The 22,980-nt window shown below is 73.7% G+C and carries 20 protein-coding genes; 16 read left to right on the forward strand and 4 right to left on the reverse strand.

Annotated elements, in window-relative coordinates; all coding sequences use genetic code 11:
* Positions 1-272 precede the first annotated feature (272 nt).
* From gatC to QOL15_RS04985, 5 genes are all read left to right on the forward strand, one after another.
* Complete coding sequence (gatC, locus tag QOL15_RS04965; RefSeq protein ID WP_065964795.1) at positions 273-572, forward strand: Asp-tRNA(Asn)/Glu-tRNA(Gln) amidotransferase subunit GatC; 300 nt, start codon at positions 273-275, stop codon at positions 570-572.
* A 10-nt stretch (positions 573-582) separates the two neighbouring features.
* Positions 583-2,130 carry an Asp-tRNA(Asn)/Glu-tRNA(Gln) amidotransferase subunit GatA gene (gene gatA / locus QOL15_RS04970; RefSeq protein ID WP_071249644.1) on the forward strand — a complete coding sequence of 516 codons (1,548 nt, stop codon included), beginning with the start codon at positions 583-585 and terminating at the stop codon, positions 2,128-2,130.
* Positions 2,130-3,632 (forward strand): Asp-tRNA(Asn)/Glu-tRNA(Gln) amidotransferase subunit GatB, encoded by a 1,503-nt coding sequence (gene gatB / locus QOL15_RS04975; RefSeq protein WP_071249647.1) that lies wholly within the window; start codon positions 2,130-2,132, stop codon positions 3,630-3,632. The genes gatA and gatB overlap by 1 nt, the downstream gene beginning before the upstream one ends.
* Before the next feature lie 152 nt (positions 3,633-3,784).
* On the forward strand, positions 3,785-4,870 hold the full coding sequence (locus QOL15_RS04980) for a type III polyketide synthase (protein ID WP_071249649.1): 1,086 nt from the start codon (positions 3,785-3,787) through the stop codon (positions 4,868-4,870).
* Positions 4,867-5,613, forward strand: coding sequence for a methyltransferase domain-containing protein (locus QOL15_RS04985; RefSeq protein ID WP_254784168.1), 747 nt, complete (start codon positions 4,867-4,869; stop codon positions 5,611-5,613). The genes QOL15_RS04980 and QOL15_RS04985 overlap by 4 nt, the downstream gene beginning before the upstream one ends.
* Positions 5,614-5,719: 106 nt before the next feature.
* Here the strand turns inward: QOL15_RS04985 and QOL15_RS04990 are convergent, their stop codons facing one another.
* Positions 5,720-6,772 (reverse strand): zinc-dependent alcohol dehydrogenase family protein, encoded by a 1,053-nt coding sequence (locus tag QOL15_RS04990; protein ID WP_065964804.1) that lies wholly within the window; start codon positions 6,770-6,772, stop codon positions 5,720-5,722.
* A gap of 168 nt (positions 6,773-6,940) precedes the next feature.
* Between QOL15_RS04990 and QOL15_RS04995 the strand changes: the two genes are divergently transcribed.
* From QOL15_RS04995 to QOL15_RS05035, 9 genes are all read left to right on the forward strand, one after another.
* The gene (locus tag QOL15_RS04995) at positions 6,941-7,948 is read left to right on the forward strand and encodes a DUF3097 domain-containing protein (RefSeq protein ID WP_071249651.1); all 1,008 of its coding nucleotides are present in this window, start codon (positions 6,941-6,943) and stop codon (positions 7,946-7,948) included.
* 410 nt (positions 7,949-8,358) lie between these two features.
* A complete protein-coding gene (locus tag QOL15_RS05000) occupies positions 8,359-9,012 on the forward strand; it encodes a spermidine/putrescine ABC transporter substrate-binding protein (RefSeq protein ID WP_065965189.1) in 654 nt (217 codons plus the stop codon).
* Between the two features lie 249 nt (positions 9,013-9,261).
* Positions 9,262-9,657: a DUF3054 domain-containing protein gene (locus QOL15_RS05005; protein WP_071249653.1), complete on the forward strand. Its 396-nt coding sequence runs from the start codon at positions 9,262-9,264 to the stop codon at positions 9,655-9,657.
* Positions 9,658-9,831: 174 nt separating this feature from the next.
* Complete coding sequence (locus QOL15_RS05010; RefSeq protein WP_083394172.1) at positions 9,832-11,493, forward strand: inositol monophosphatase family protein; 1,662 nt, start codon at positions 9,832-9,834, stop codon at positions 11,491-11,493.
* Positions 11,494-11,917: 424 nt separating this feature from the next.
* A complete protein-coding gene (locus QOL15_RS05015) occupies positions 11,918-12,739 on the forward strand; it encodes a hypothetical protein (RefSeq protein ID WP_071249655.1) in 822 nt (273 codons plus the stop codon).
* Positions 12,740-12,792: 53 nt separating this feature from the next.
* The gene (locus QOL15_RS05020) at positions 12,793-13,932 is read left to right on the forward strand and encodes an ATP-binding cassette domain-containing protein (protein WP_254784169.1); all 1,140 of its coding nucleotides are present in this window, start codon (positions 12,793-12,795) and stop codon (positions 13,930-13,932) included.
* Positions 13,929-14,777, forward strand: a complete 849-nt coding sequence (locus tag QOL15_RS05025; protein ID WP_370692462.1) for an ABC transporter permease — start codon at positions 13,929-13,931, stop codon at positions 14,775-14,777. Before QOL15_RS05020 ends, QOL15_RS05025 begins: the two co-directional genes overlap by 4 nt.
* Positions 14,778-14,949: 172 nt before the next feature.
* Entirely contained in the window at positions 14,950-16,851 is a 1,902-nt protein-coding gene (locus QOL15_RS05030; RefSeq protein WP_253181712.1) for an amino acid transporter, read from the forward strand.
* Positions 16,848-17,846 carry a DMT family transporter gene (locus QOL15_RS05035; protein WP_071249657.1) on the forward strand — a complete coding sequence of 333 codons (999 nt, stop codon included), beginning with the start codon at positions 16,848-16,850 and terminating at the stop codon, positions 17,844-17,846. Before QOL15_RS05030 ends, QOL15_RS05035 begins: the two co-directional genes overlap by 4 nt.
* Positions 17,847-17,887: 41 nt before the next feature.
* Here QOL15_RS05035 and QOL15_RS05040 read toward each other — a convergent pair whose 3' ends face one another.
* Positions 17,888-19,570 (reverse strand): long-chain-fatty-acid--CoA ligase, encoded by a 1,683-nt coding sequence (locus QOL15_RS05040; RefSeq protein WP_071249659.1) that lies wholly within the window; start codon positions 19,568-19,570, stop codon positions 17,888-17,890.
* 59 nt (positions 19,571-19,629) lie between these two features.
* On the opposite strand from QOL15_RS05040, the gene QOL15_RS05045 reads away from it, so the two are divergent.
* Complete coding sequence (locus QOL15_RS05045) at positions 19,630-20,562, forward strand: oxygenase MpaB family protein (protein WP_071249661.1); 933 nt, start codon at positions 19,630-19,632, stop codon at positions 20,560-20,562.
* Between the two features lie 119 nt (positions 20,563-20,681).
* Here the strand turns inward: QOL15_RS05045 and QOL15_RS05050 are convergent, their stop codons facing one another.
* On the reverse strand, positions 20,682-21,689 hold the full coding sequence (locus QOL15_RS05050) for an aldo/keto reductase (RefSeq protein WP_071249663.1): 1,008 nt from the start codon (positions 21,687-21,689) through the stop codon (positions 20,682-20,684).
* Positions 21,686-22,252, reverse strand: a complete 567-nt coding sequence (locus tag QOL15_RS05055) for a TIGR03086 family metal-binding protein (RefSeq protein ID WP_071249666.1) — start codon at positions 22,250-22,252, stop codon at positions 21,686-21,688. Before QOL15_RS05055 ends, QOL15_RS05050 begins: the two co-directional genes overlap by 4 nt.
* A 417-nt stretch (positions 22,253-22,669) precedes the next feature.
* Here QOL15_RS05055 and QOL15_RS05060 point away from each other — a divergent pair, with 417 nt between their 5' ends.
* Positions 22,670-22,822, forward strand: a complete 153-nt coding sequence (locus QOL15_RS05060) for a hypothetical protein (protein ID WP_175473893.1) — start codon at positions 22,670-22,672, stop codon at positions 22,820-22,822.
* Positions 22,823-22,980: the final 158 nt, after the last annotated feature.

The following is a 22,980-nucleotide window of genomic DNA, read 5'->3' on the forward strand; positions in this document are numbered from 1 at the left end:
AACGGGCAAGGCATCCGACACGGAACGCGGGCGGGCGGCCCCGCGAGCGGGCGGTTCCTGCACCCCGGGGCCCATACCTGTGCAAGTACCGCCCGCTCGGCGGGAGAGGGCCGCCCACCCACCGTGCAAGTACCGCCCGCTCGGCGGGAGAGGGCCGCCCACCCACCGTGCAAGTACCGCCCGCTCGGCGGGAGCGGGCCGCCCGCTGCCCCCGAGCGTCCGGACCGGCCAATAGACTGGTCGGCGTCCCACGTCCCGATCGACGGAGCCCCATGCCTGACATCACGAGCGAGCAGGTCGCGCACCTGGCGAACCTCGCACGTATCGCACTCACGCCCGACGAGATCGAGAAGCTGACCGGTGAGCTGGCGCACATCGTCGAGAGCGTCGCCAAGGTCGCCGAGGTCGCGACCGACGACGTCCCCGCGACGAGCCACCCCGTGCCGCTCGGCAACGTCACCCGACCCGACGTGGTGGGGCCGACCCTGACCCAGGAGCAGGCGTTGTCCGGCGCCCCCGACTCCGACGGCGAACGGTTCCGTGTGACGGCGATCCTCGGCGAAGAACAGTAGGCGACAGAAGATGACCGACGACATCACCAAGCTCAGCGCCGCGGCGCTCGCCGACGCCCTCGTGGCGCGCGACGTCTCGAGCGTCGAGGCCACCCAGGCCCACCTCGACCGCATCGCGGCCGTCGACGGGGACGTGCACGCGTTCCTGCACGTCAACGAGAACGCCCTCGCCGTCGCGAAGTCGATCGACTCCCGCCGTGCCGCGGGGGACGACCTCGGCGCGCTCGCCGGCGTCCCGATCGCGATCAAGGACGTCCTGTGCACGCAGGACATGCCCACGACCTCGGGCTCGAAGATCCTCGAGGGCTGGCGTCCGCCGTACGACGCCACCCCGGTCGCGAAGCTCCGCGCCGCCGGTCTCGTGCCGCTCGGCAAGACGAACATGGACGAGTTCGCGATGGGCTCGACCACGGAGTTCTCCGCGTACGGTCCGACGCGCAACCCGTGGGACCTCGACCGGATCCCCGGCGGGTCCGGCGGTGGTTCGGCCGCAGCGGTCGCCGCCCACGAGGCGCCCTTCGCCCTCGGCTCCGACACCGGCGGCTCGATCCGGCAGCCCGGTGCCGTCACCGGCACCGTCGGTGTGAAGCCGACCTACGGCGGGGTCAGCCGCTACGGCTCGATCGCGCTCGCCTCGAGCCTCGACCAGGTCGGCCCGGTCTCGCGCACGGTCCTCGACGCCGCGCTCCTGCACGACGTCATCGGCGGACACGACCCGCGCGACTCCACCTCGATCCCGGACGCGTGGCCGTCGATGACCGCCGCCGCGCGCGAGGGCCTGCAGGCCGACACGCTCCGTGGTCTCAAGGTCGGCGTCGTCAAGGAACTCGCCGGTGGCGAGGGCTTCCAGGCCGGTGTGACGCAGCGCTTCCAGGAAACCGTGGCGCTCCTCGAGTCGGCGGGCGCGCAGGTCGTCGAGATCGACGCCCCGAGCTTCGCCTACGCGATCAGCGCGTACTACCTGATCCTCCCGGCCGAGGCGTCGTCGAACCTCGCGAAGTTCGACTCGGTGCGCTTCGGCCTCCGCGTCACGCCCGAGGGCGGCGCGACCGTCGAGGACGTCATGGCCGCGACGCGCGAGGCCGGGTTCGGCCCCGAGGTGAAGCGCCGCATCATCCTCGGCACCTACGCCCTGAGCGCCGGCTACTACGACGCCTACTACGGCTCGGCGCAGAAGGTCCGCACCCTCGTGCAGCGCGACTTCGCGGCCGCGTTCGAGCAGGTCGACCTGCTCGTCAGCCCGTCCGCCCCCACCACGGCGTTCCCGCTGGGCGAGCGGCTCGACGACCCGCTGGCGATGTACCTCAACGACCTCACGACGATCCCGGCGAACCTCGCTGGCGTCCCCGGCATGAGCATCCCGAACGGCCTCGCGCCCGAGGACTCGCTGCCGACCGGTGTGCAGCTGATGGCCCCGCAGCGCGAGGACGCCCGCCTGTACCGCTACGGCGCCGCGCTCGAGCGCCTGCTCGAGCAGCAGTGGGGTCGCCCGCTCATCGACAGCATCCCGGACCTCGACCAGTCTCAGCAGTCCGCTGCGCAGGAAGGTGTGATCTGATGGCGCAGAAGGACGCGCTGATGGACTTCGACGAGGCGCTCGAGCGTTTCGAGCCGGTGCTCGGCTTCGAGGTCCACGTCGAACTCGCGACGAAGACGAAGATGTTCTCGGACGCTCCGAACTTCTTCGGTGGCGAGCCGAACACGAACGTGACCCCGGTCGACCTCGGGCTCCCCGGCGCACTGCCCGTCGTGAACGAGCAGGCCGTGCGCTACTCGATCCAGCTGGGCCTCGCGCTCGGCTGCTCGATCGCCGAGTCCTCGCGGTTCGCGCGGAAGAACTACTACTACCCGGACAACCCGAAGAACTACCAGATCTCGCAGTTCGACGAGCCGATCGCGTTCGAGGGCGAGGTCGAGGTCGAGCTCGCCGACGGCACCATCTTCACCGTCCCGATCGAGCGCGCCCACATGGAGGAGGACGCCGGCAAGCTGACGCACGTCGGCGGTGCCACCGGCCGCATCCAGGGTGCCGAGTACTCGCTCGTCGACTACAACCGTGCGGGCGTCCCGCTCGTCGAGATCGTCACGAAGCCGATCTTCGGCGCGAAGCACCGCGCCCCGGAGCTCGGCGCCGCGTACGTGCAGGTCATCCGTGACCTCGTCCGCGCGCTCGGCGTCTCCGAGGCCCGCATGGAGCGCGGCAACCTGCGCTGCGACGCGAACATCTCGCTGCGTCCCTGGGGCCAGGAGAAGCTCGGCACCCGCACCGAGACGAAGAACGTCAACTCGTTCCGTGCCGTCGAGCGCGCCATCCGCTACGAGATCCAGCGTCAGGCCGCGATCCTCGCCGCCGGTGGCACGATCACGCAGGAGACCCGCCACTGGCACGAGGACACCGGTCGCACGTCGGCCGGTCGCCCGAAGTCGGACGCCGACGACTACCGCTACTTCCCGGAGCCCGACCTGCTCCCCGTGGTGCCGGACCCGGCCGTGATCGAGGAACTGCGGGCCTCGCTGCCCGAGGCCCCGGTCGCGCGTCGCCGCCGACTCAAGGGCGACTGGGGCTTCAGCGACCTGGAGTTCCAGGACGTCGTCAACGGCGGGCTGCTCGACGAGGTCGAGGCCACCGTCGCCGCGGGCGCCTCGCCGCAGGCCGCGCGCAAGTGGTGGACGGGTGAGATCAGCCGCGTCGCCAACGCTCGTGACGCCGCCGCGGGTGACCTCGTGTCGCCGCAGCACGTCGCCGAGACGATCGCGCTCGTCGAGTCCGGCGACCTCACCGACCGTCTGGCCCGCCAGGTCCTCGAGGGCGTCATCGCCGGCGAGGGCTCCCCGGCGCAGGTCGTCGAGGCCCGCGGCCTGAAGGTCGTGTCCGACGACTCGGCGCTCACGGCAGCGGTCGACCAGGCGCTCGCCGCGCAGCCCGACGTGCTCGCCAAGATCCGCGACGGCAAGGTGCAGGCCGCCGGTGCGATCATCGGCGCGGTCATGAAGGCCATGCAGGGACAGGCGGACGCGGCGCGCGTCCGCGAGCTGGTCCTGGAGCGCGCGCAGGCCTAGCCCGCCACCACGGGACGGACGGGAGGCGCGGTGCCAGCTGGCACCGCGCCTCCCGTCCGTCGTCTGGTCGGCAAGCGGACCACCGGCTGCCGCGCCGGACCTGGACCAGGGCAACCTGGGGACACGTCAGCGACCCGGTGACAGGATGGGTCGTGACCGCAACGATCCGCGCCATCGGAACCGCCGTCCCGCAGACCACCCTCGACCAGGCGGCGGTGCGGGACCTCTTCGCCGGGCAGCCCGACCTCGGTCGCCTCGGCCGCCGCCTCGTGCCCGCCGCGTTCGACGTGTCCGCCGTCGAGCACCGCCACACGGTCATCGAGGAACTCGACGCCACCCGTCCGGGCGGGTTGTTCCGGCAGGACGGCGGCGACCTCGTGTCCCCGTCCACCGGCACGCGCAACGACCGGTACCGCGAGCTCGCACCGGCGCTGTTCGTCGCGGCGGCACGCGACGCGGTGGACCGTGCCGGCGTCGACCCGGCTGCCGTCACGCACCTCGTGACCGTCTCGTGCACCGGCTTCACGCAGCCGGGGCCGGACATCGACGTCGTCGACCAGCTCGGACTGCCGGCGGGGGTGTTCCGGCACCACATCGGGTTCATGGGCTGCTGCGCGGCGTTCCCCGCCCTCCGCATCGCCGCCGCGTTCGCCGAGGCCGACCCGTCCGCGGTCGTGCTCGTCGTCTGCGCCGAGCTCTGCACGCTGCACGTGCGGGCGTCCGACGACCCCGACCAGATCGTCGCGAACAGCGTGTTCGGCGACGGTGCCGCCGCGGTCGTCGTGACCGGGGGCGGCGTCGGACTCCGGATCGACGGGTTCGCGACCGCGACCGTGCCCGAGGGCGCCTCCGAGATGGCGTGGAACATCGGGGACGAGGGCTTCGAGATGGTCTTGTCGACGGCGGTGCCGAAGCTCGTCGGTGTCCACGTCCCGGCCGCCGTGTCGACCCTGCTCGCCGAGGACGAGGTCGCCGCCGACGTGCCGGTCTGGGCCGTGCACCCCGGCGGACGGGCCATCGTCGACCGGGCCCAGGAAGCGCTCGGCCTGCCGGACAGCGCCGTCGCGTCGAGCCGGAACGTGCTCCGGGACCACGGGAACATGTCGAGCGCCACGGTCTTGTTCGTCCTCCGCGACGCACTGGAGCAGGGGGTCGCGGACGACTCCGCGCTCGTCGCGGTGGCGTTCGGCCCGGGTCTGACGGTCGAGAGCGCGCGCATGACGGTGGTGGGGGCGTGAGCGGCGACCACCCGCGCGACCTGGGCCGACCCGGCGGACGGGCACCGCGCCTCCCGGCCGTCGACCTGAGGACCCGGGCGACCGACCTGCGCGAACTCATGGACGACCCGGACTGCGACCCGCGGGCGCTCGAACGCACGTTCCGGCGGTTCGCCGTGGTGAACGCCCTGGTCAGCGGGTGGCGCGCGGCGTGGCGGACGCACGTCGTGCCGGCGCTGCCCCCGAGTGGGCGCGGGCGCGTGCTCGACCTCGGGTGCGGCGGCGGCGACCTGGCCCGCGCGCTCGTGCGGTGGGCGGCGAGCGACGGGCTGTCGATCGAGGTCGTCGGCGTCGACCCCGACGAGCGGGCGATCGCGTCGGCCTCGCGCTCGACGCCGCGCGGGGTGACGTTCCGGCAGCAGTCGAGCGCCGACCTCGTCGCGGCGGGGGAGCGGTTCGACCTCGTGGTGTCGAACCACGTGCTGCACCACCTCGACGACGAGGCGCGCGCGGCGTTCCTGGCGGACTCGGCGCAGCTCGCGACCGGGCGGAGCCTGCACTCGGACATCCGGCGGTCGCGGCAGGCCTACCGGGCGTACGCGCTGGCGTCGCCGTTGGTGGCCGTCGGGACGTTCGTGCGCGTCGACGGGCTGCGGTCGATCCAGCGGTCGTTCACGGTGCCGGAGCTGCAGGAGGTGCTGCCGCGGGGGTGGCGGGCGGAACGGGCGGCGCCGCACCGGGTGCTCGCGGTACGGGACGCCTGACCCGGGCTCTGAGGTAGGGCGCGGGACGCCTCGCCCGGGACCGGGACCGGGACCGGGGCCGCGGGGCGCGGGGCCGAGACCCGACCCGCCCCGCGCCCGCCTCTCGCTACGGGCGCAGCAGCACCTTGATCGCGCGCCGCTCGTCCATCGCGGCGTACGCCTCGGCGGCCTGCTCCAGCGGCAGCTCGAGGTCGAACACCCGACCCGGCTCGATCGCCCGCGACAGCACGTCGGGCAGGAGCTCGGGGATGTACGCGCGCGCCGGGGCCATTCCGCCGCCGACCGTGATGTTCCGGCCGAACAGGAACGGCATCGGCAGCTCGGGGTCACCCGCGGGCACCCCCACGTAGCCGACGTTGCCGCCCGCGCGGACGACCCGCAGCGCCTGGTCCATGCTCTCCGCGGTGCCGACCGCCTCGAGGGCGCAGTCCGCCAGGTCGCCGCCGAGCAGCTGCCGGACGGCAGCGACACCCTCGTCGCCACGGGCCTCGACGACGTCCGTCGCCCCGAACTCGCGCGCGAGGGCCTGCCGGTCGGCGTGCCGGCTCATCGCGATGATCCGCTCGGCGCCGAGGCGCTTCGCCGCGAGGACGGCGGACAGCCCGACGGCCCCGTCGCCGACCACGACGACGGTCCTGCCCGGTCCGACCTCGGCCGACACCGCGGCGTGGTGTCCGGTGGAGAACACGTCGGACAGGGTGAGCAGCGAGGGCACGAGGTCCTCGTCGACGGGCCCGGGCACGACGACGAGCGTCGCGGCGGCGTCCGGCACCCGGACGAACTCGGCCTGTGCTCCACCGAGCGGGTGGCCGTAGGCGTCCGGCGTGACGCCGAAGGTCGAGCCGTGGTCGCAGCCGCTCGTCATGCCGTGGGCGCAGGCCTGGCACGTGCCGTCGTTCGTGGTGAACGGCGCGATGACGAAGTCGCCGACCGCGAGGCCGTCGACCTCGTCACCGAGGGACTCGACGACGCCGACGAACTCGTGTCCGATGGCGCGCGGCTCCTTCGTGTCGCGGACGCCGCGGTACGGCCAGAGGTCGGAGCCGCACACGCAGGCGGCGGTGACGCGGACGACGGCGTCGGTCGGGGCGATGACGGTGGGGGCGTCGCGCTCCTCGACGCGGACGTCGCGGGGAGCGTGGATGACTGCTGCGCGCACGGTGTGGCCTTCCGTTCGGGGTGGCCGCGGGGCGTGCGGTGACGCGTGCGGCCGGGGGAGAGCACGACGTGTCCGGGGATGCACCGTGCTCGGGATGGGTGCGGCGTGTGCGTGACGCGCCGCGGGTGCCGGCGCCGTTGCGGGACTGGTCGACACTACGCTTCCCGGGTGGACGAGGACCGGTACGGCAGCGACGTGCTCTCGGGCGACTGGCGCTCGAGGGGCGTCGAGAAGGTGCAGCAGGTGCCGCTCGAGCGCGGCATGGTGCTCGAGGACCCGGATTCGGGGTGGGCGGGCGCCGTGGTCGGGCTCGAGGCGGGCAACGTCTCCTTGGAGGACTGGAAGGGTCGCGTCCGCGCCTTCCCCTTCACCGGGCAGTTCCTGCTCGAGGGCAAGCTGGTCACGCTCGGTCGGCCGCAGGCGCCGGTCGGCCGGTCGGCGGGCGGCTCCGCGGGCGCAGGCGCTGGCGCGGCCGGGCGCACGGGTCCCGGTGCCGCTGGTGTCGGCGGGCGGTCTGCCGCGGCTGCACCCCCGGCTCGCGCCGGATCGGACGGGAGGCCCGGTGCGGCCCCGCCGGTGCGGCACGCGTCCGACGGTGGTCGCCTCCGCACCGCCTCCGGCTCGTTCGCCGTCGAGCAACAGCGCGCACGCGTCGCGCTGCCCTCCCGGATCATGGTCGAGGGCCGGCACGACGCCGAGCTCGTCGAGAAGGTCTGGGGCGCGGACCTCCGCGTCGAGGGCGTCGTCGTCGAGTACCTGGAGGGCGTCGACAACCTCGCCGACGTGCTCGAGGAGTTCCGCCCCACGCGGGAGCGTCGGGTCGGCGTGCTCGTGGACCACCTCGTGCCGGGGTCGAAGGAGTCTCGCTTCGCCGAGGCCGTGATGCGCGGGAAGTGGGGTGCGCACGTGCTCGTGGTCGGACACCCGTTCGTCGACGTCTGGCAGTCGGTGAAGCCGTCGCGACTCGGGCTGACCGCGTGGCCGACGATCCCGCGCTCGATCGAGTGGAAGAAGGGCATCCTGCAGCACCTCGGGTGGCCGGCCGACGACCAGGCGGACGTCGCGCGCGCGTGGCAGCGGATCCTCGGGCAGGTGCGGACCTTCGCCGACCTGGAGCCGCAGTTGCTCGGGCGCGTCGAGGAGCTCATCGACTTCGTCACCGAACCGCAGGGCTGACCAGCCCGGCCACTCGCGCTCGCGACGGGCGGGGCGGGGGCGGGTCGCGCCTCCCGTCCGTGCCCATCCGCCCCCCCGTGCCCGTGCCGACGCCCGTGCCCGCGTGCCCGTGTGCCCATCCCCGAGCGGGCGATGTGTGCGGGTGCGCGGTCGTGTCGTGTGCTGGTTCCGCCCGCTCGCGGAAGCGGGGTGTTGCCGGGCTGAGCCGCCGTGCGCGAGCGGGCGATGTGTGCAGGCGCGCGCTCGTGTCGGGTGCTGGTTCCGCCCGCTCGCGGAAGCGGGGTGTCGCCGGGCTGCCTCCGGTGCGCGAGCGGGCGGAAGCCGCACCGGGACGCGCGCGAGGGTGCCGAATCCGCCCGTTCGCGCGCGCTGCCCGGGACCGAGCGCCCGCTGCCGCCTACTGTTGGGGCATGGACGGCATCGACGGGCGCGTACGGGTCGCCGTCGACGTCTGGCTCCGGTGGCTGCCCCGGTGGCAGATCGGCAGCGCGCGGCCTCGAACCCGCATCTGCCGCAAGTGCACGGGGTCGCCCATCGCCAGCGCCGCGGGCTTCGGTCCGGACGTGCCGCACGCGGTCCAGCACGCTCTGATCGGCCGCATGTCGGCGATCATCGAGGACGCCGTCGACGAGTACACCGCCAAGAACCTCCCGCTCCTGCAGCGCGAACTCGAGCGGGCGGCCGCCCGGAAACGGCACGCGGGGTACCAGCCGACCGAGGGCCTGTCGCCGGAGTTCCAGGGCCTCGACGTCGACCCGGAGCCGTCCGAGGGCGAGCCGTTCCTGTTCACCCTCGGCGAGCTGACCGGCACCGGTGCGGCCGAGCAGACGCCACGCGAGCCGCTCTCCGACGAGGCGAAGGCCGCACTCCGCCACGAGATCGCCCTGTCCGACGAGTGCGCCCGTGCGACGGGGACGGCGGTGTGCCTCGCGCTCGTGGAGCACCGTCCGCGCATCGCCGAGGCAGTCGACCGCCTCGTCGAACCGCAGATCGCCGCGCTCGTGTCCGACATGTTCCGGGGGTTCGACGGCCCCGACGACGACCTGCGCGACGGCCTGTTCTGAGCCGATCCGCGCCGCCGTCCCAGCGGCACGGCACGGCACAGCACAGCACGGCACCGCACGGCACGGCACGGCCGAGCGGCGGCACAGCACGGCACCGCACGGCACGGCACGGCACGAGCGGTGGCACAGCACGGCACCGCACAGCACGGCACCGCCGGTCACCGCGGGGGCGGGCAGAACGGGGGCGGGCAGAGCGGGGGCCGGGCAGCGTGGGGACGAGCAGCTGCCGGGACGCGGGAGAATGGTCGGGTGACTCGCACCTGGGGCTGGCTCGCAGCCGTCGTCGACATCGTCCTCATCGTCGCCTTCGCCCTCATCGGGCGCTCCTCGCACGCGGAGGCGTCCTCCGTCGCGGGCACCTGGACGACGGCGTACCCGTTCCTCGCGGGCTGGGCCGTCGGCTCCCTCGTGAGCCTCGCGTGGAAGCGGCCCCTCCGGATCTGGCCGACCGGCGTCGTCGTGTGGGTGGCGACGGTCGCGGTCGGGATGCTGCTCCGTGTCCTCACCGGGCAGGGGGACGTCGCCGGCGACCCGCTCCCGTTGTCGTTCGTGATCGTCGCGACCGTGGTGCTCGGCCTGTTCCTGGTCGGGTGGCGGGCGATCGTCCGGCCCCTGGTGGAGCGACGCCCGCGCGGGCGCGCCTGACGGTCCCGCCCCGCACTCGCTCGCCAGCTCCGACGCGCAGGCGGTCGCCCGCCCCCCCTGCCCGCGCGCCTGACCGCTCCGACGCGCACCCGGACCGCCGCACCACCCGCACCGGCACCGCCCCGTTCACCCGGCCGTCACCCGGACGCCACCCGCCGCGGGCACCATGCCGTGATGACGACCACCGCACCCGTCCCCGCCGGAGCGCCAGCCGCGGCCCGGTCGGTCCGGCCCGTCCCACGCCTGGTCGCCCGCCGCGGTGCCCCGCGCGTCCGACGCGAGGACACGCTGCCCGCGATCGCGGTCGCCGAGGCCCTCGGCGCCGACGTGGTCGAGGTCGACGTCCGACGCACCGCGGACGAGGTCGCCGTCCTGCTGCACGACGAGACCCTCGGTCGTCTGTGGGGCGATCCCCGCCGGGTCGCCGACGTGCCGTGGTGCGAGGTCGCGCGACTCGGCAACGGCCTCGACCGGATCCCGCGGCTCGACGCCGTGCTGGAACGCTTGGAGGACTGCCGGAGCACGCTCCTCCTGCACGTCGTCGACCCGGCCGACGCCCTGGTCGCGGCCCGCACGGTCGCGGCGACGTCGGCGACGACCGCGGTCGCCTGGAACGGGTCCCGCGAGGCGCTCGCGGTGGTCCGGACCGTGCTCCCCGCCGCCGAGACGTGGCTGCCGTGGGAGTCGCTGGACGCCCCGACCGCAGCCGACCTCGACACCTCGACCGCGGCGGCCGCCGGCACAGCGGCCGCGGCCCGCCCGGCCACCGCGACGGCCCCGGGCACCCCGACCGCGGCGGCCCCCGCACCCCGCCCCTCGACCCTCGTGCTCGACGACGTCTTCCTGACCCCCGCCACCCTGGCCGCCGCCCACGACCTCGGGCTCCGCGTCGCCGTGCACACGGTCGACGAGCCGGAACCGGTCCGCTGGGCCGCCCGGCTCGGCGTCGACCTGATCGCGACCGACGACGTGGCCTCGACCCGCGCGGCCCTGGTCGGCGGCGAGCGGGACGGCTGGTCGGGTCCAGAGCGGGAGCCCACCGAGGAGGAGGTCGCGACCCGCGCGCAGGCCCTCGCGCACCGCATCGCGCACGAGGTCGTCGCCTTCACCCGCGAGCACCCGGTCGGTCGGGTGTCGACGAAGCGTTCCCCCGGTGACCTCGTCACGGACGTCGACCGCGCGGTCGAGCGACTCGTCCGCGCCCGGGTCCGTGCGGCCTTCCCGACCCACGGGTTCACCGGCGAGGAGTACGGCGACGCCCCCGGCGACCGGCACCGGTGGTACCTCGACCCCGTCGACGGCACGACGAACCTCGTGAACGGCGTGCCGTGGACCGCGATGTCGCTCTGCCTGACCCGCGGCGGTCGTCCGCTCGTGGGCGTCGTCGCCGACCCGTGGCGCGGCGACGTGCTCGAGGCCCGACGCGGCCGTGGGGCCGTCCTGCGGGACACGCCGTTGCTGCTCGACGACGGCCCGCGTCCACTCGCCGGCGCGGTCGTGGGCGCGGAGTTCGGCAGACGGCGCGACCGCCGGTCGTTCGGCGCGCTGGTCGAGGCCCTCGCCGAGCGCTCCTGTGCCCTCCGCGTGATGGGCTCGAGCACGCTGACGATCGCACAGGTCGCCGCAGGCCGCGGGGTCGGCGGGTGCGTCCCGGCGTTCGACCCGGTGGACCACGGCGCGGCCGTGCTCCTCGTGCACGAGGCCGGCGGTGTCGTCATGACCCGCGAGGGCCCGGTGGACGGCTTCCCCGGGGAGGGTGAACCGTTCCTGGTCGCGCACCCGGGCGCGGCCGACGAGTTGCACGCGGTGTGGACCGCGGCGCTCGCCGCGGGCTGACCCCCGGGCGCAGCGCGGACCGGTGACCGGTCCGGCCTGCGTGGCGCGGGCGGTCGACGCCGACGCGTCGGACGGGAGGCGCGGGTCGGCCCCGCCACGCGCCTCCCGTCCGGCTCGGTGACCCGGTGTGGTGGAGGCCGCCGCACCGGCCCGGCAGGGCGTCCCGCGACGCGTCGGACGGGAGGCGCGGGACGGCCCCGCCACGCGCCTCCCGTCCGGTGGGTGGGAACGCCCACCCGGGCCGACCGGCGGTCTCCACGGGCGATGCGCGTGGGACCGGGCGTGGAGCGCGCGGTCGGGCGACGCCTCGCGGGCTCCCGGCCGACTCTGTGCAGCCGCTCAGCCGGGGCACGACGGGGCTGCCTAGGGTGGCACCCGACGCACCGTCCCGACCGGGGCGGACCGCGCACGAAGGAGCATCGCCATGGGATTCCTCGACCGTCTGCTCGGCCGTCCGGACCGCGACCGTCCCCAGCAGGACCAGTGGGGACAGCAGCCGGCCGCACCGCAGCAGCAGGGGTACCGGTACGGGCAGCAGTCGTACCAGGTGACACCGCAGCGGGGCGGGGCTGCGGACCCGTACGGCGCTCCGCAGTGGGGCGGTCCGCAGGGCGGCGGCCAGCCGGGTGGGCAGTCCGGCGCCGGCGCGACGACCGACGACGAGCGCGCGGTCGAGCGGTACCGCTACCTGCTCCGCACGGCCCCGCCGGAGCGCATCGAGGAGGTGCACGCCGAGGCGTTCGCGACCCTCACGCCCGAGCAGCGCCGGATGGTCTACGACGAGTTCACCCGCACCGCCCCCGCCGGTGAGGCCCCGCGCGGCGACGACCCGCGCTCGTTGGCCCAGGCGGCGACGCGGTCCGAGATCCGCCAGCCCGGCTTCATGGAGCGCTCGCTCGGCGGGATGGGCGGCGGCGCGGGCGGGTTCGGCCAGCGTGGTGGGCCCTCGTTCGGCCGGATGGTCGGCGCGTCGGTCCTCGGCACCGTGGCGGGCTACGTCATCGGGTCGGCGATCATGAGCGCGTTCCTGCCCGACCCCGGATCGTTCGACGGCGGTACCGATGCTGCGGGCGACGGTGGTCAGGAGGACACTGGTGGCGATCCCGCCGACGGCGCAGGCGACGGCGGCGGGTACGAGAACGCGGGCTGGGACGACGGCACCGGCGGCGGCGGCGGAGGCGACTTCGGCGGCGGAGACCTCGGTGGTGGCGGCTTCGGCGACCTCGGTGGCGACTTCGACGTGTGACGTGCGGGGTCGCCGGGGCACCTGACGTACTGCACGACCGCAGGAGGACCGCCATGGCCATCATCGAAGCCTCCGGGCTGACCAAGACGTACCGGTCGAAGTCGGGCCCGGTGCACGCCCTCGCCGGGCTCGACCTGTCCGTCCCCGAGGGCACCGTCACCGCCCTCCTCGGGCCGAACGGCGCGGGCAAGACCACCACCGTGAAGGTGCTCACCACGCTCGTCGTACCGGACGGCGGGACGGCGACGATCGACGGCGTGGACGTCGTCGCCGACCCGCAGGCCACCCGGCGCTCGATCGGCGTCTCCGGGCAGTACGCCGCGGTGGACGAGAACCTGACCGGGTTCGAGAACCTCGAGATGATCGGGCGGCTCTACCACCTGGGTCGACGGACCGCGCGGGACCGGGCGCGCGAGCTGATCGACGTGTTCGACCTGTCCGAGGCGGGGGACCGCCCCGTGAAGGGGTTCTCGGGCGGCATGCGACGCCGGATCGACCTGGCCGGGGCACTCGTCATGAACCCGCGGGTGCTGTTCCTCGACGAACCGACGACCGGGCTCGACCCGCGCAGCCGTCTCGCGCTCTGGGGCATCATCGAGGGGCTCGTCGCGGACGGAGCGACCGTGCTGCTCACCACGCAGTACCTCGAGGAGGCCGACCAGCTCGCCGACGACATCGCCGTCATCGACGACGGGCACGTCATCGCGCAGGGCACCGCCGACCAGCTCAAGGCCCAGGTCGGCGGGCACCGGGTCGTCGTCACCCTGGTCGACCCGGCCGACGGGGACGCCGCCACGACGGCGCTGCGCCGCTACGGGGTCGGGGACGTCGAGTCCTCGGGTGACGGCCGGACGTTCGGCATCGCGGTCGAGGCGGGGCCGTCGGCACTGCAGCGGGTCCTGGCCGACCTCGGCGAGGCCGGCATCGCGCTGCACGACGCCGGGATGCGCCGGCCGACGCTCGACGACGTGTTCCTCCGGCTCACCGGCCACGTGGCGACCGGCGACGACGAGGACGGCGACGGCGGTCCGGCGCGCTCGCGACGACGTGGTCGCCGCGGCGGGGCGCCGGACGCTGCCGACACGTCCGGCCGGGCCGACGGGGCGGAGGCGGGGCGCGCCTCCAGGCCGGGTGGTGGCGACCCGCCGGACGGTGCCGACGCCGCGGGCGCGACCTCGGAGTCGGTCCGGTGACCGCCGTCGGCACGGCGACGAGCCGGCAGCTGCCCGTCGCGGTCACGTCTCCGGTGGCGGTGTGGTTCGAGGACGGCTGGACCGTCACGAAGCGCAACCTGGTGAAGATCAAGCGGTCGCCGGACATGCTCGTGTTCGCGGTCCTGCAGCCGATCATGTTCGTCCTGCTGTTCAGCCAGGTGTACGGCGGTGCGATCCAGGTGCGGGGGACGGACTACACGCAGTTCCTGATGGCCGGGATCTTCGCGCAGACGGTCGTGTTCGGCGCGACGTTCTCGGGGTCGGCGATGGCGCAGGACCTCAAGGAGGGGCTGATCGACCGCTTCCGGACCCTGCCGATGTCGGCGTCGGCGGTCCTGGTCGGGCGGACGAACTCCGACCTCGTGCTCAACGGCATCTCGATGGTGATCATGATGCTGACGGGGCTCGCGGTGGGGTGGCGGGTGCAGTCGGCGCCGCACGAGTTCCTCGCCGGGGTCGCGCTGCTGCTGCTGTTCAGCTACGCGTTCAGCTGGGTGATGGCGCTGCTCGGGATGAGCGTGAAGACACCCGAGGTGATCAACAACGCCTCGTTCATGATCCTGTTCCCGTTGACGTTCATCTCGAACGCCTTCGTCCCGAGCGAGACGATGCCGCTCGTGCTGCGGGTGTTCGCCGAGTGGAACCCGGTGTCGTCCCTCGTGCAGGCCGCGCGGGAGCTGTTCGGCAACGTCGGGTCCGCGCCGGTGCCGGACGTGTGGACGATGCAGCACCCGGTGCTCACCGTGCTCGTGGGCATCGCCGTGATGCTCGTCGTGTTCGTGCCGTGGGCGGTGAACAAGTACACGCGGATCAGCGCGAAGTAGCCGCCGGGCGGACGTGGAACCTGCGGTTGTCCACACCCGGCCGTCCCGCGCTCCCGGGACAGCCCGCGACCGCTTACCATCGTCTCTCGTGACCGCGACCGAAGCCGAGCCCGCCGCTCGACGCGACGCCCCCGAGCGACCCGCCGACCGCAGCGACCGGCTGCGCCGGTGGATGCTGCACGGCGCCGACCAGGGGGCGACCCACCAGGGCCCGCACCAGGTCGAGGTCGAGAAGACCCACCCGTGGTGGCGCGTGATGTGCCTGACCGGCGTCGACTACTTCTCGACGCTCGGCTACCAGCCGGCGATCGCGGCCCTCGCCGCCGGGCTGCTCTCCCCGATTGCGACGGTCGTGCTCGTGCTCGTGACGCTGTTCGGCGCGCTGCCCGTGTACCGCCGTGTGGCGCAGGACAGCTTCAAGGGCGCCGGTTCGATCATGATGCTCGAGAAGCTCCTGCCCTGGTGGGCGGGGAAGCTCTTCGTGCTCGTCCTGCTCGGGTTCGCGGTCACCGACTTCATGATCACGATGACGCTGTCCGCCGCCGACGCGACCGCGCACATCGCCGAGAACCCCTTCACGCCCGAGTGGTTCACCGAGATCCCGGTGCCGCTCACCCTGGCGCTGCTGCTCCTGCTCGGGGTGGTCTTCCTGCGCGGCTTCAAGGAGGCGATCGGCATCGCGGTCGGCCTCGTCGCGGTGTACCTCGCGCTCAACGCGGTCGTCGTGGGCGTCGCGATGTGGCACGTGTTCGAGCGCCCCGTGGTGGTGGGCGACTGGTGGACGAGCCTCACGACGCAGCACAGCAACCCGCTCGTCATGATCGGGATCGCGCTCGTGGTGTTCCCGAAGCTCGCCCTGGGCCTGTCCGGCTTCGAGACCGGCGTCGCGGTGATGCCACAGGTCCGCGGCGACGCCACCGACGACACCAGTGCCCGACCCGAGGGACGGATCCGCGGCACCCGCCGCCTGCTCACCGTGGCCGCGGTCATCATGAGCACGTTCCTCATCACGTCGTCGATCGTGACGACGTTCCTCATCCCGCAGCACGAGTTCCAGCCCGGCGGGCAGGCGAACGGCCGCGCGCTCGCGTTCCTGGCGCACGAGTACCTCGGCAACGTGTTCGGGTCGGTCTACGACTTCTCGACGGTCGCGATCCTGTGGTTCGCCGGCGCGAGCGCCATGGCGGGCCTGCTGAACCTCGTGCCGCGGTTCCTGCCCCGGTACGGCATGGCGCCGCAGTGGGCACGGGCGACACGGCCGCTCGTGATCATCTTCACGCTCATCGCCTTCGCCATCACGATCCTGTTCCAGGCCGACGTCGACGCACAGGGCGGTGCCTACGCGACCGGCGTGCTCGTGCTCATCACGAGTGCCGCGTTCGCCGTGACCCTGTCGGCGCGCCGGAAGCAGCAGCGGAAGCGCACGGTCGCGTTCGGCGTCATCACCGTCGTGTTCGTCTACACCACGGTCGCGAACGTCATCGAGCGCCCCGACGGCGTCCGCATCGCGGCGGTGTTCATCATCGCCATCGTCGTCGTGTCGCTCGTGTCCCGCGTCCGCCGGTCGTTCGAGCTCCGCGCCTCGTCGATCGAGCTCGACGCGGTCGCCCGGCAGTTCATCGAGGCCGATGCCGACCAGTTCAGTGCCGTGTGCATCATCGCGAACGAGCCGGGTGCGGGGACCGCCGCCGCGTACCGTGCGAAGGGCCGCGAGGAGCGACGTGACTCGGGCATCCCGGCACGCGTGCCGACGATGTTCCTCGAGGTGCTGCCCGCCGACTCGTCCGACTTCGAGGAGGACCTGCTGGTCGAGGGCCACGTCGTCCACGGGCACCGTGTGCTCCGGGTCCGGTCCGGCAACGTGCCGAACACCATCGCGTCGACGCTGCTCGCGATCCGCGACATCGCCGGGGTCGTGCCCGGGATCTACTTCGAGTGGAACGAGGGCAACCCGATCCGCAACGCGATCCGCTTCGTGTTCACGGGCGTCGGCGACGTCGCTCCGGTCACCCGCGAGGTCCTGCGCGAAGCCGAACCCGACGTGGCCCGGCGTCCCACCGTCCACGTGTCGTGAGTGACGCGGCGGGGTCGGCCCGCGCCTCCCGGTCCGCCGGCGGCGTGACGGCGGTCCTCGTCGCCGCGACCGTCTGGGGGACCACCGGCACCGCGACGCACTTCGCGCCCGGCGTCCCGGCGGCCGTGTTCGGCGCGGTCACCTTCGGCCTCGGCGGACTGGTCTTCGCGGCGCTCACAGGGCGTCGCGCCGTGCATGCCGTCACGCGGCCGGGTGCCCGGCGCTGGGTGGCGCTCGGGGCGTCGTCGCTCGTCGTGTACGCGGTCGCCTTCTACGCGGCCCTCGCCGACGCCGGGGTCGCCCTCGGTACGACGGTCGCGATCGGTTCCTCGCCGCTCTTCGCCGGGCTGGTCGAGTGGGCCGTTGACCGGCGGCGGGTGACGCGGCGCTGGGTGGTCGCCACCGTGGTGAGCGTCGTCGGCATGGTCGTGGTGACGCTCGCGCGGTCCGGGACGACCGGCGACGGGCGTCTGCTGGCCGGCCTGGGCGCCGCGCTGCTGGCGGGCCTCACCTACGCGACGTACTCGTGGGCCGTCGCCCGGGGGCTGGGGGCCGGGACCGTCGTGCGCGCGACGACGGGCGGTGCGGGTGCCGGGGCCGCTGCGCTCCCGGTCGTGACGGCGTCGGACGGGCGCGGCATCGTCGGCGCGGTGTTCGGGCTCGCCGCCGTGCCCCTCACGGTCCTGGCGGTGGTCGTCGGGCGGGACGACCTCGCCGTCGGGGCGAACTGGCCGGTGTTCCTGTACCTGGCACTCGTCCCGACCGTGCTCGGACACTCGCTGTACGCGCTCGGCCTGCGGCGCACGAGTGCGTCGGCGGCCACCCTGCTGTCGCTGTTCGAACCGGTGGTGGCAGCGGTGCTCGCGGTCCTCGTCGTGGGGGAGCGCCTCGGCGTCGCCGGGTGGACGGGCATCGCGCTCGTCGTCGTCGGTCTGGCGGTGCTCGCCGTGCCGGCCGGCGCAGGCAAGGGCGGCCGCGCGGGGCCCGGGGCGTAGCGAGCGGTCTGCGCGCTGCTCCGTCCCGGGTCCGTGCGCTGCTACTTGCCGGTGATCTGGTCCCGCACCTTGCGGCGCAGCACCTTCCCGATCATCGAGCGGGGCAGGTCCTCGACCACGACGACCCGGCGCGGCACCTTGTACGCGGCGAGCTGGTCGCGGGACCACGCCCGGAGCGCCTCGGCGTCGAACGTCCGCGGGTCCTTCGGCACGACCGCCGCCACGACCTGCTCGTTCCCGGCCTGGGTGATGCCGACGACCGCGACCTCGCGGACGCTCGGGTGCTTGAGGAGCGCGTCCTCGACCTCGGACGGCGACACGTTGAAGCCGCCGGTGATGATGAGCTCCTTGAGTCGGTCGACGATGCTGACGAAGCCGTCCGCGTCGATCGAGACGACGTCACCGGTGCGGAACCAGCCGTCCGGCGTGAACACCTCGTCGGTGGCCTCGGCCTTGCCCCAGTAGCCGCGGAACACCTGCGGACCCCGGACCTGGAGCTCGCCGGCCTCGCCGGTGCCGAGGACCTTCGTGGAGTCGTCCGGGTCGACCACGCGGGCCTCGGTCGAGGAGAGCGGCAGTCCGATCGCACCGAGTCGACGCTCGGGCGACACCGGGTTGGCCATGAGCACGGGGGAGCACTCGGACAGACCGTAGCCCTCGACGAGGTACCCGCCCGTCCGTGCCTCCCACGGCTCGACGACGTCCTGGGACAGCGGCATCGCACCCGAGATGCCGATCTCGATGCCCTGCAGCGAGACCTTGGCGGAGTCGGCGGCGTGCTGCAGCCGCGTGTAGATCGGCGGCACGGCGGGGAGGAACGTCGGCGGGTGCTTCTTCATCGCCTTGAGCACCAGCGCCGGGTCGAACGCGGGGAACAGCACCAGGCGCGACGCCATGCTCATCGCGAAGGTCAGGCAGAGCGTCAGCCCGTACGCGTGGAACATCGGCAGCACCGCGTACACGGTGTTGTCGCCCTGACGGATCTGCGGCACCCACGCCCGGGCCTGGGCCGCGTTGGCGATGAGGTTCCGGTGGGACAGGACCGCGCCCTTCGGCACCCCCGTGGTGCCGGACGTGTACTGGATGAGCGCGACGTCGTCGACGGTCGGGCGCGGGTGGCGCTTCGACAGCTTGCGGCTCGACGCGAGGTCGTCCCAGCGCGTCGTGCCCCGGACCGTCGTCGTCAGCTTGGCGCGGGACTCGCGGGCCTTGGCGACCGGCAGCGCGAGGGCGATGCGGGTCGACCGCGGCATGGCGCGCGTGATGTCGACCGAGACGATGGCGTCGAGCGCGACGTCGGCCGGGAAGTCCTGCAGCGTGGCGACCGACTTGTCCCACGCGATCGCGACCTTCGCGCCGTGGTCCTCGAACTGGTGGCGGAGCTCGCGCGCCGTGTAGAGCGGGTTGTGCTCGACCACGATCGCGCCGAGCCGCAGCACCGCGTAGAAGGCCACGACGTGCTGGGGGCAGTTCGGCAGGACGATCGCCACGCGGTCCCCGGCCGTCACCCCGAGCTTGCGCAGGCCGTTCGCGGCGCGCGTGATCTGCTCCTGGAGGTCGGCGTACGTCGTCGTCCGTCCGAAGAACTCCAGCGCGACCCTCCCCGGGAAGCGCTGCGCGGACTGCTCCACGATGTCGGCGAGGGAGCCCGTGGGCTCCTCGATGTCGTGCGGGACCCCCGGGGCGTACGAGGCAAGCCAGGGACGAGGCGTGTCGATGCTCACCCGGCCAACCTACCGGCGGGGCAGTGCGCATTGTCAGGGGCGCGACGGACGATGGACGCATGCCTTCCGTGTCCGCCGCGTTCCGTTCCCGCCTCAACGACACCTTCACCAACGGCGCCACCGAGCGCCCCGAGTGGATCGATGCGCTCGAGCAGGGCTCCGACGCCGGGTTCTTCGGGCCCGGCTCCGCCACCTGGGCCGTGCACGGCGGCAACCACACGGTGCTCGCCGGCGTCCGTGCACTCCTGGTGCAGGCGCTCCACCCCGGAGCGCTCGCCGGGGTGGCCGACCACTCCCGCTACCGCGAGGACCCGTTCGGACGCCTCGCCGGCACCATCCGCTGGATCTACACCGTCTCGCACGGCGACACCGCCCAGGCCACGCACGCCAGCCAGTGGGTGCGGAAGCTGCACGAGCGGGTGGTCGGTGAGTACGTCGACGGGCACGGCGTCACGCGGCCGTACGCGGCGAACGACCCCGACCTCGCGCGGTGGGTGCACCTCGCCTTCACCGACGCGTTCCTGCGGAGCGCACAGGTCTGGGGTTCGGACATCCCGGGCGGCGCGGACGCCTACGTGCGCGAGTGGGCGACCGCCGGGCGGCTCATGGGGGTGGAGGACGCGCCGGAGTCCGAGACGGAGCTCCGCGAGCAGATGAACGGGTACCTCGACCGGGGCGAGCTGCGGGCCGACGCGCGCACCCACGACGTCGTGCGGTTCATCAAGGACCCGCCGCTCGCCCGCCTGCTCCGACCGGGCTACCGTGCGGTCTTCGACGGCGCGGTCGCGACCCTCGACCCGCGGCACCGCTCGATGCTCCGGTTGCGGACACCCGCGATCGGGCCGGTCGAACTGCCCGTGCGGCGGACCGCCGGCCTCGTGCTGGACGGCATCGGTGCGGTCCTGGGGAACCAGCCGGGGACGGAGCGCGCAGCCCTCGCCCGGATCGAGCGGCTCGAGCGCGAACGGCGGGCGGCCGGCGCGCCAGCCTGACCGCGGGACGCTCCGCGACCGACGCGGCCGAGGGACGATCCGGGTCGCGACGCGACCCGTGGACGGACGGGAGGCGCGGTGCCAGCGTGCACCGCGCCTCCCGTCCGTCTCGTGGTGCGTCAGAAACCGGACGGCACCCGGGGTGTGTAGGGCGACTCGAGTCGCGACACCTCGTCGGCGGTGAGCTCGATCGCCGTCGCGGCGACCGCGTCGTCGATGTGGTGCTCCTTGGTCGCGCCGATGATCGGCGCGCTGACGGCCTGCTTGCCGGCCACCCACGCGAGGGCGACCTGGGCCATGCTCACGCCGCGCGCCTCGGCGATCTCCTGCACCGCGCCGACGATCGCGCGGTTCGCGTCCTCGTCCTGGCGGTAGAGGGTCTTGCCGAACTCGTCGGTGTCCGCGCGGCTGCCGGAGCCCTGCGCGTCCCAGGGGCGGGTGACGCGGCCGCGGGCGAGGGGGCTCCACGGGATGACGCCGACGCCCGTCGCCTGCGCGAACGGGTGCATCTCGCGCTCCTCCTCGCGTTCGAGGAGGTTGTACTGGTCCTGCATGCTGACGAACTTCGTCCACCCGTGCAGCTCGGCGACGTGCTGCATCTGCGCGAACTGCCACGTCCACATGCTGCTCGCGCCGATGTAGCGGGCCTTGCCGGCCTTCACGACGTCGTGGAGGGCCTCCATCGTCTCCTCGACCGGGGTGGCCGGGTCGAAACGGTGGATCTGGTAGAGGTCGACGTAGTCCGTGCCGAGGCGCGTCAGCGAGGCGTCGATCTCGTGCATGATCGCGGCGCGGGAGAGGCCGGCGCCGTTGCGTCCGGGGCGCATCCGGTTGAACACCTTCGTGAAGACCTGGACGTCCTCGCGTGGGGCGATCTCCTTGAGGAGCTGCCCGGTGATCTCCTCGCTGGAGCCTGCGGAGTACACGTTCGCGGTGTCGAACGACGTGATGCCGGCCTCGAACGCACGACGGACGAACGGGCGCGCCTGGTCGATGTCGACGCTCCAGGCGTGGGCGCCGCGCTCGGGGTCGCCGTAGGACATCATGCCGAGGACGATCCGGCTGATCTCGAGGCCGGAGGCACCGAGGCGTGTGGTGGGGACCGTCGGGGACTCGTCGCTGGTCATGCGTCCACCCTGGCATCGCGCCCTGTGACGGCGAGCAGGCGGACCTGGAGGGGTGCGTCCGCCCCGGTCTCGACCGGGGCCGCGTAGAGCCCGGTCGCTGCGAGATCCTCGACCTGCGGCTCGAAGTACTCCCACACGGCCTGCACGAGTTCCTCCGGGAGGGTCTCGTCGGTCCCGGTCGCCCGGGCGAGGTCCCACGTGTGGATCGTGATGTCGCTCGTCTGCTCCGTGAGGTACTCCCCGGCGCTGACGACGTCCGTGCTGAGGTGCACCGGGGTGTCAGCGGGCGCATTCCGCCAGGCCCGCGAGGCCTCGGACGCGAACTTCGTCCACTCGGCCGGCAGGTCGTCGCCGATCGGCTCGATGTCGGCCTCGGCCTGGGCGTAGTCGCAGCCGGTGAGGAGCTTCGGGATCCACCGCTGCTCGTCGACGACGTGCCGGACGAGGTCGCGGGTCGTCCACTCGGAGTCCGGGGTCGCTGCGTCCCAGTCGGTGACGGCGGCGACCCGTCGGCCGAACTCGGCGGCGGCGAGCTCCTGCATCGCGATCCAGTCGGTGGCCATGGGGTGCTCCTGTTCGTCGGTGGGGTGCGCGGTGGGTGGGGGCGGTGGTCGGGTGCGCGGTGGGTGGGGGTGCGTGCGTGGTCGGTGCGTGGTGCGTGGGGGTGTGGTGCCGTCGTCGGCCGCGCGCGCTCAGCTTCGCGCGCGGGCGGGCGATGTGTGCACGTCCGTGAGTCGTGCTCGCACCGATTCTGCCCGTCGGACTTCCGCGTGAGTGTTCGCCGTGCTGGCATCGGGTGCAACGAGGGCATCGGGCGGGCGATTCCCGCGTGCGCGTCCGCCCGAACGTCGGCGTGGAGGTCGTGATCGCTCGGTTCAGCAGGCCGTCCGGTCTGCTGTCCGTCTGCATGAGGCGGTCGTCCTCAGGCTGCGTCGTTGGTCCTGCGGGCGGGCGATGTTCGCATCGGTTCAGCTGGTGCCGTGCACATCTCGCCCGCTCGGGGTTTGGGTGTGTCCGCGGCCATGGCGGTGTTCGCGGGCGTGGTGCGGCTTGGCATGGCGCGGCGCGGCGCGTGGCTGAACCTGGCTGCCGTCGAGCAGACCACCGGAGCGGCCCGTACGAGCGGGACGTGAGCGGGCGGATTCGGCACAGCGAGGTCGAGGTCCGGTGCGAACATCGCCCGTTCGCGGGTGGGGCGCGTGTCGGTGACGACCGGGGACGGGGGTGAGAGCGGGCCGGCGGGGGACGGCGGGACGGCGGGGCCTCGGGAGTCGAACCCGGGGCGGGAACG

The organism is Curtobacterium sp. MCBA15_012, from assembly GCF_001864935.2.
Lineage (GTDB): Bacteria > Actinomycetota > Actinomycetes > Actinomycetales > Microbacteriaceae > Curtobacterium.

Bases quoted from the DNA above. Each gene is read 5' to 3' on its own strand.
- gatC (WP_065964795.1), top strand. From the start codon at position 273: ATGCCTGACATCACGAGCGAGCAGGTCGCGCACCTGGCGAACCTCGCA.
- gatA (WP_071249644.1), top strand. From the start codon at position 583: ATGACCGACGACATCACCAAGCTCAGCGCCGCGGCGCTCGCCGACGCC.
- gatB (WP_071249647.1), top strand. From the start codon at position 2,130: ATGGCGCAGAAGGACGCGCTGATGGACTTCGACGAGGCGCTCGAGCGT.
- QOL15_RS05000 (WP_065965189.1), top strand. From the start codon at position 8,359: ATGGACGGCATCGACGGGCGCGTACGGGTCGCCGTCGACGTCTGGCTC.
- QOL15_RS05010 (WP_083394172.1), top strand. From the start codon at position 9,832: ATGACGACCACCGCACCCGTCCCCGCCGGAGCGCCAGCCGCGGCCCGG.
- QOL15_RS05015 (WP_071249655.1), top strand. From the start codon at position 11,918: ATGGGATTCCTCGACCGTCTGCTCGGCCGTCCGGACCGCGACCGTCCC.
- QOL15_RS05020 (WP_254784169.1), top strand. From the start codon at position 12,793: ATGGCCATCATCGAAGCCTCCGGGCTGACCAAGACGTACCGGTCGAAG.
- QOL15_RS05030 (WP_253181712.1), top strand. From the start codon at position 14,950: ATGCTGCACGGCGCCGACCAGGGGGCGACCCACCAGGGCCCGCACCAG.
- QOL15_RS05045 (WP_071249661.1), top strand. From the start codon at position 19,630: ATGCCTTCCGTGTCCGCCGCGTTCCGTTCCCGCCTCAACGACACCTTC.
- QOL15_RS05050 (WP_071249663.1), bottom strand. From the start codon at position 21,689: ATGACCAGCGACGAGTCCCCGACGGTCCCCACCACACGCCTCGGTGCC.
- QOL15_RS05055 (WP_071249666.1), bottom strand. From the start codon at position 22,252: ATGGCCACCGACTGGATCGCGATGCAGGAGCTCGCCGCCGCCGAGTTC.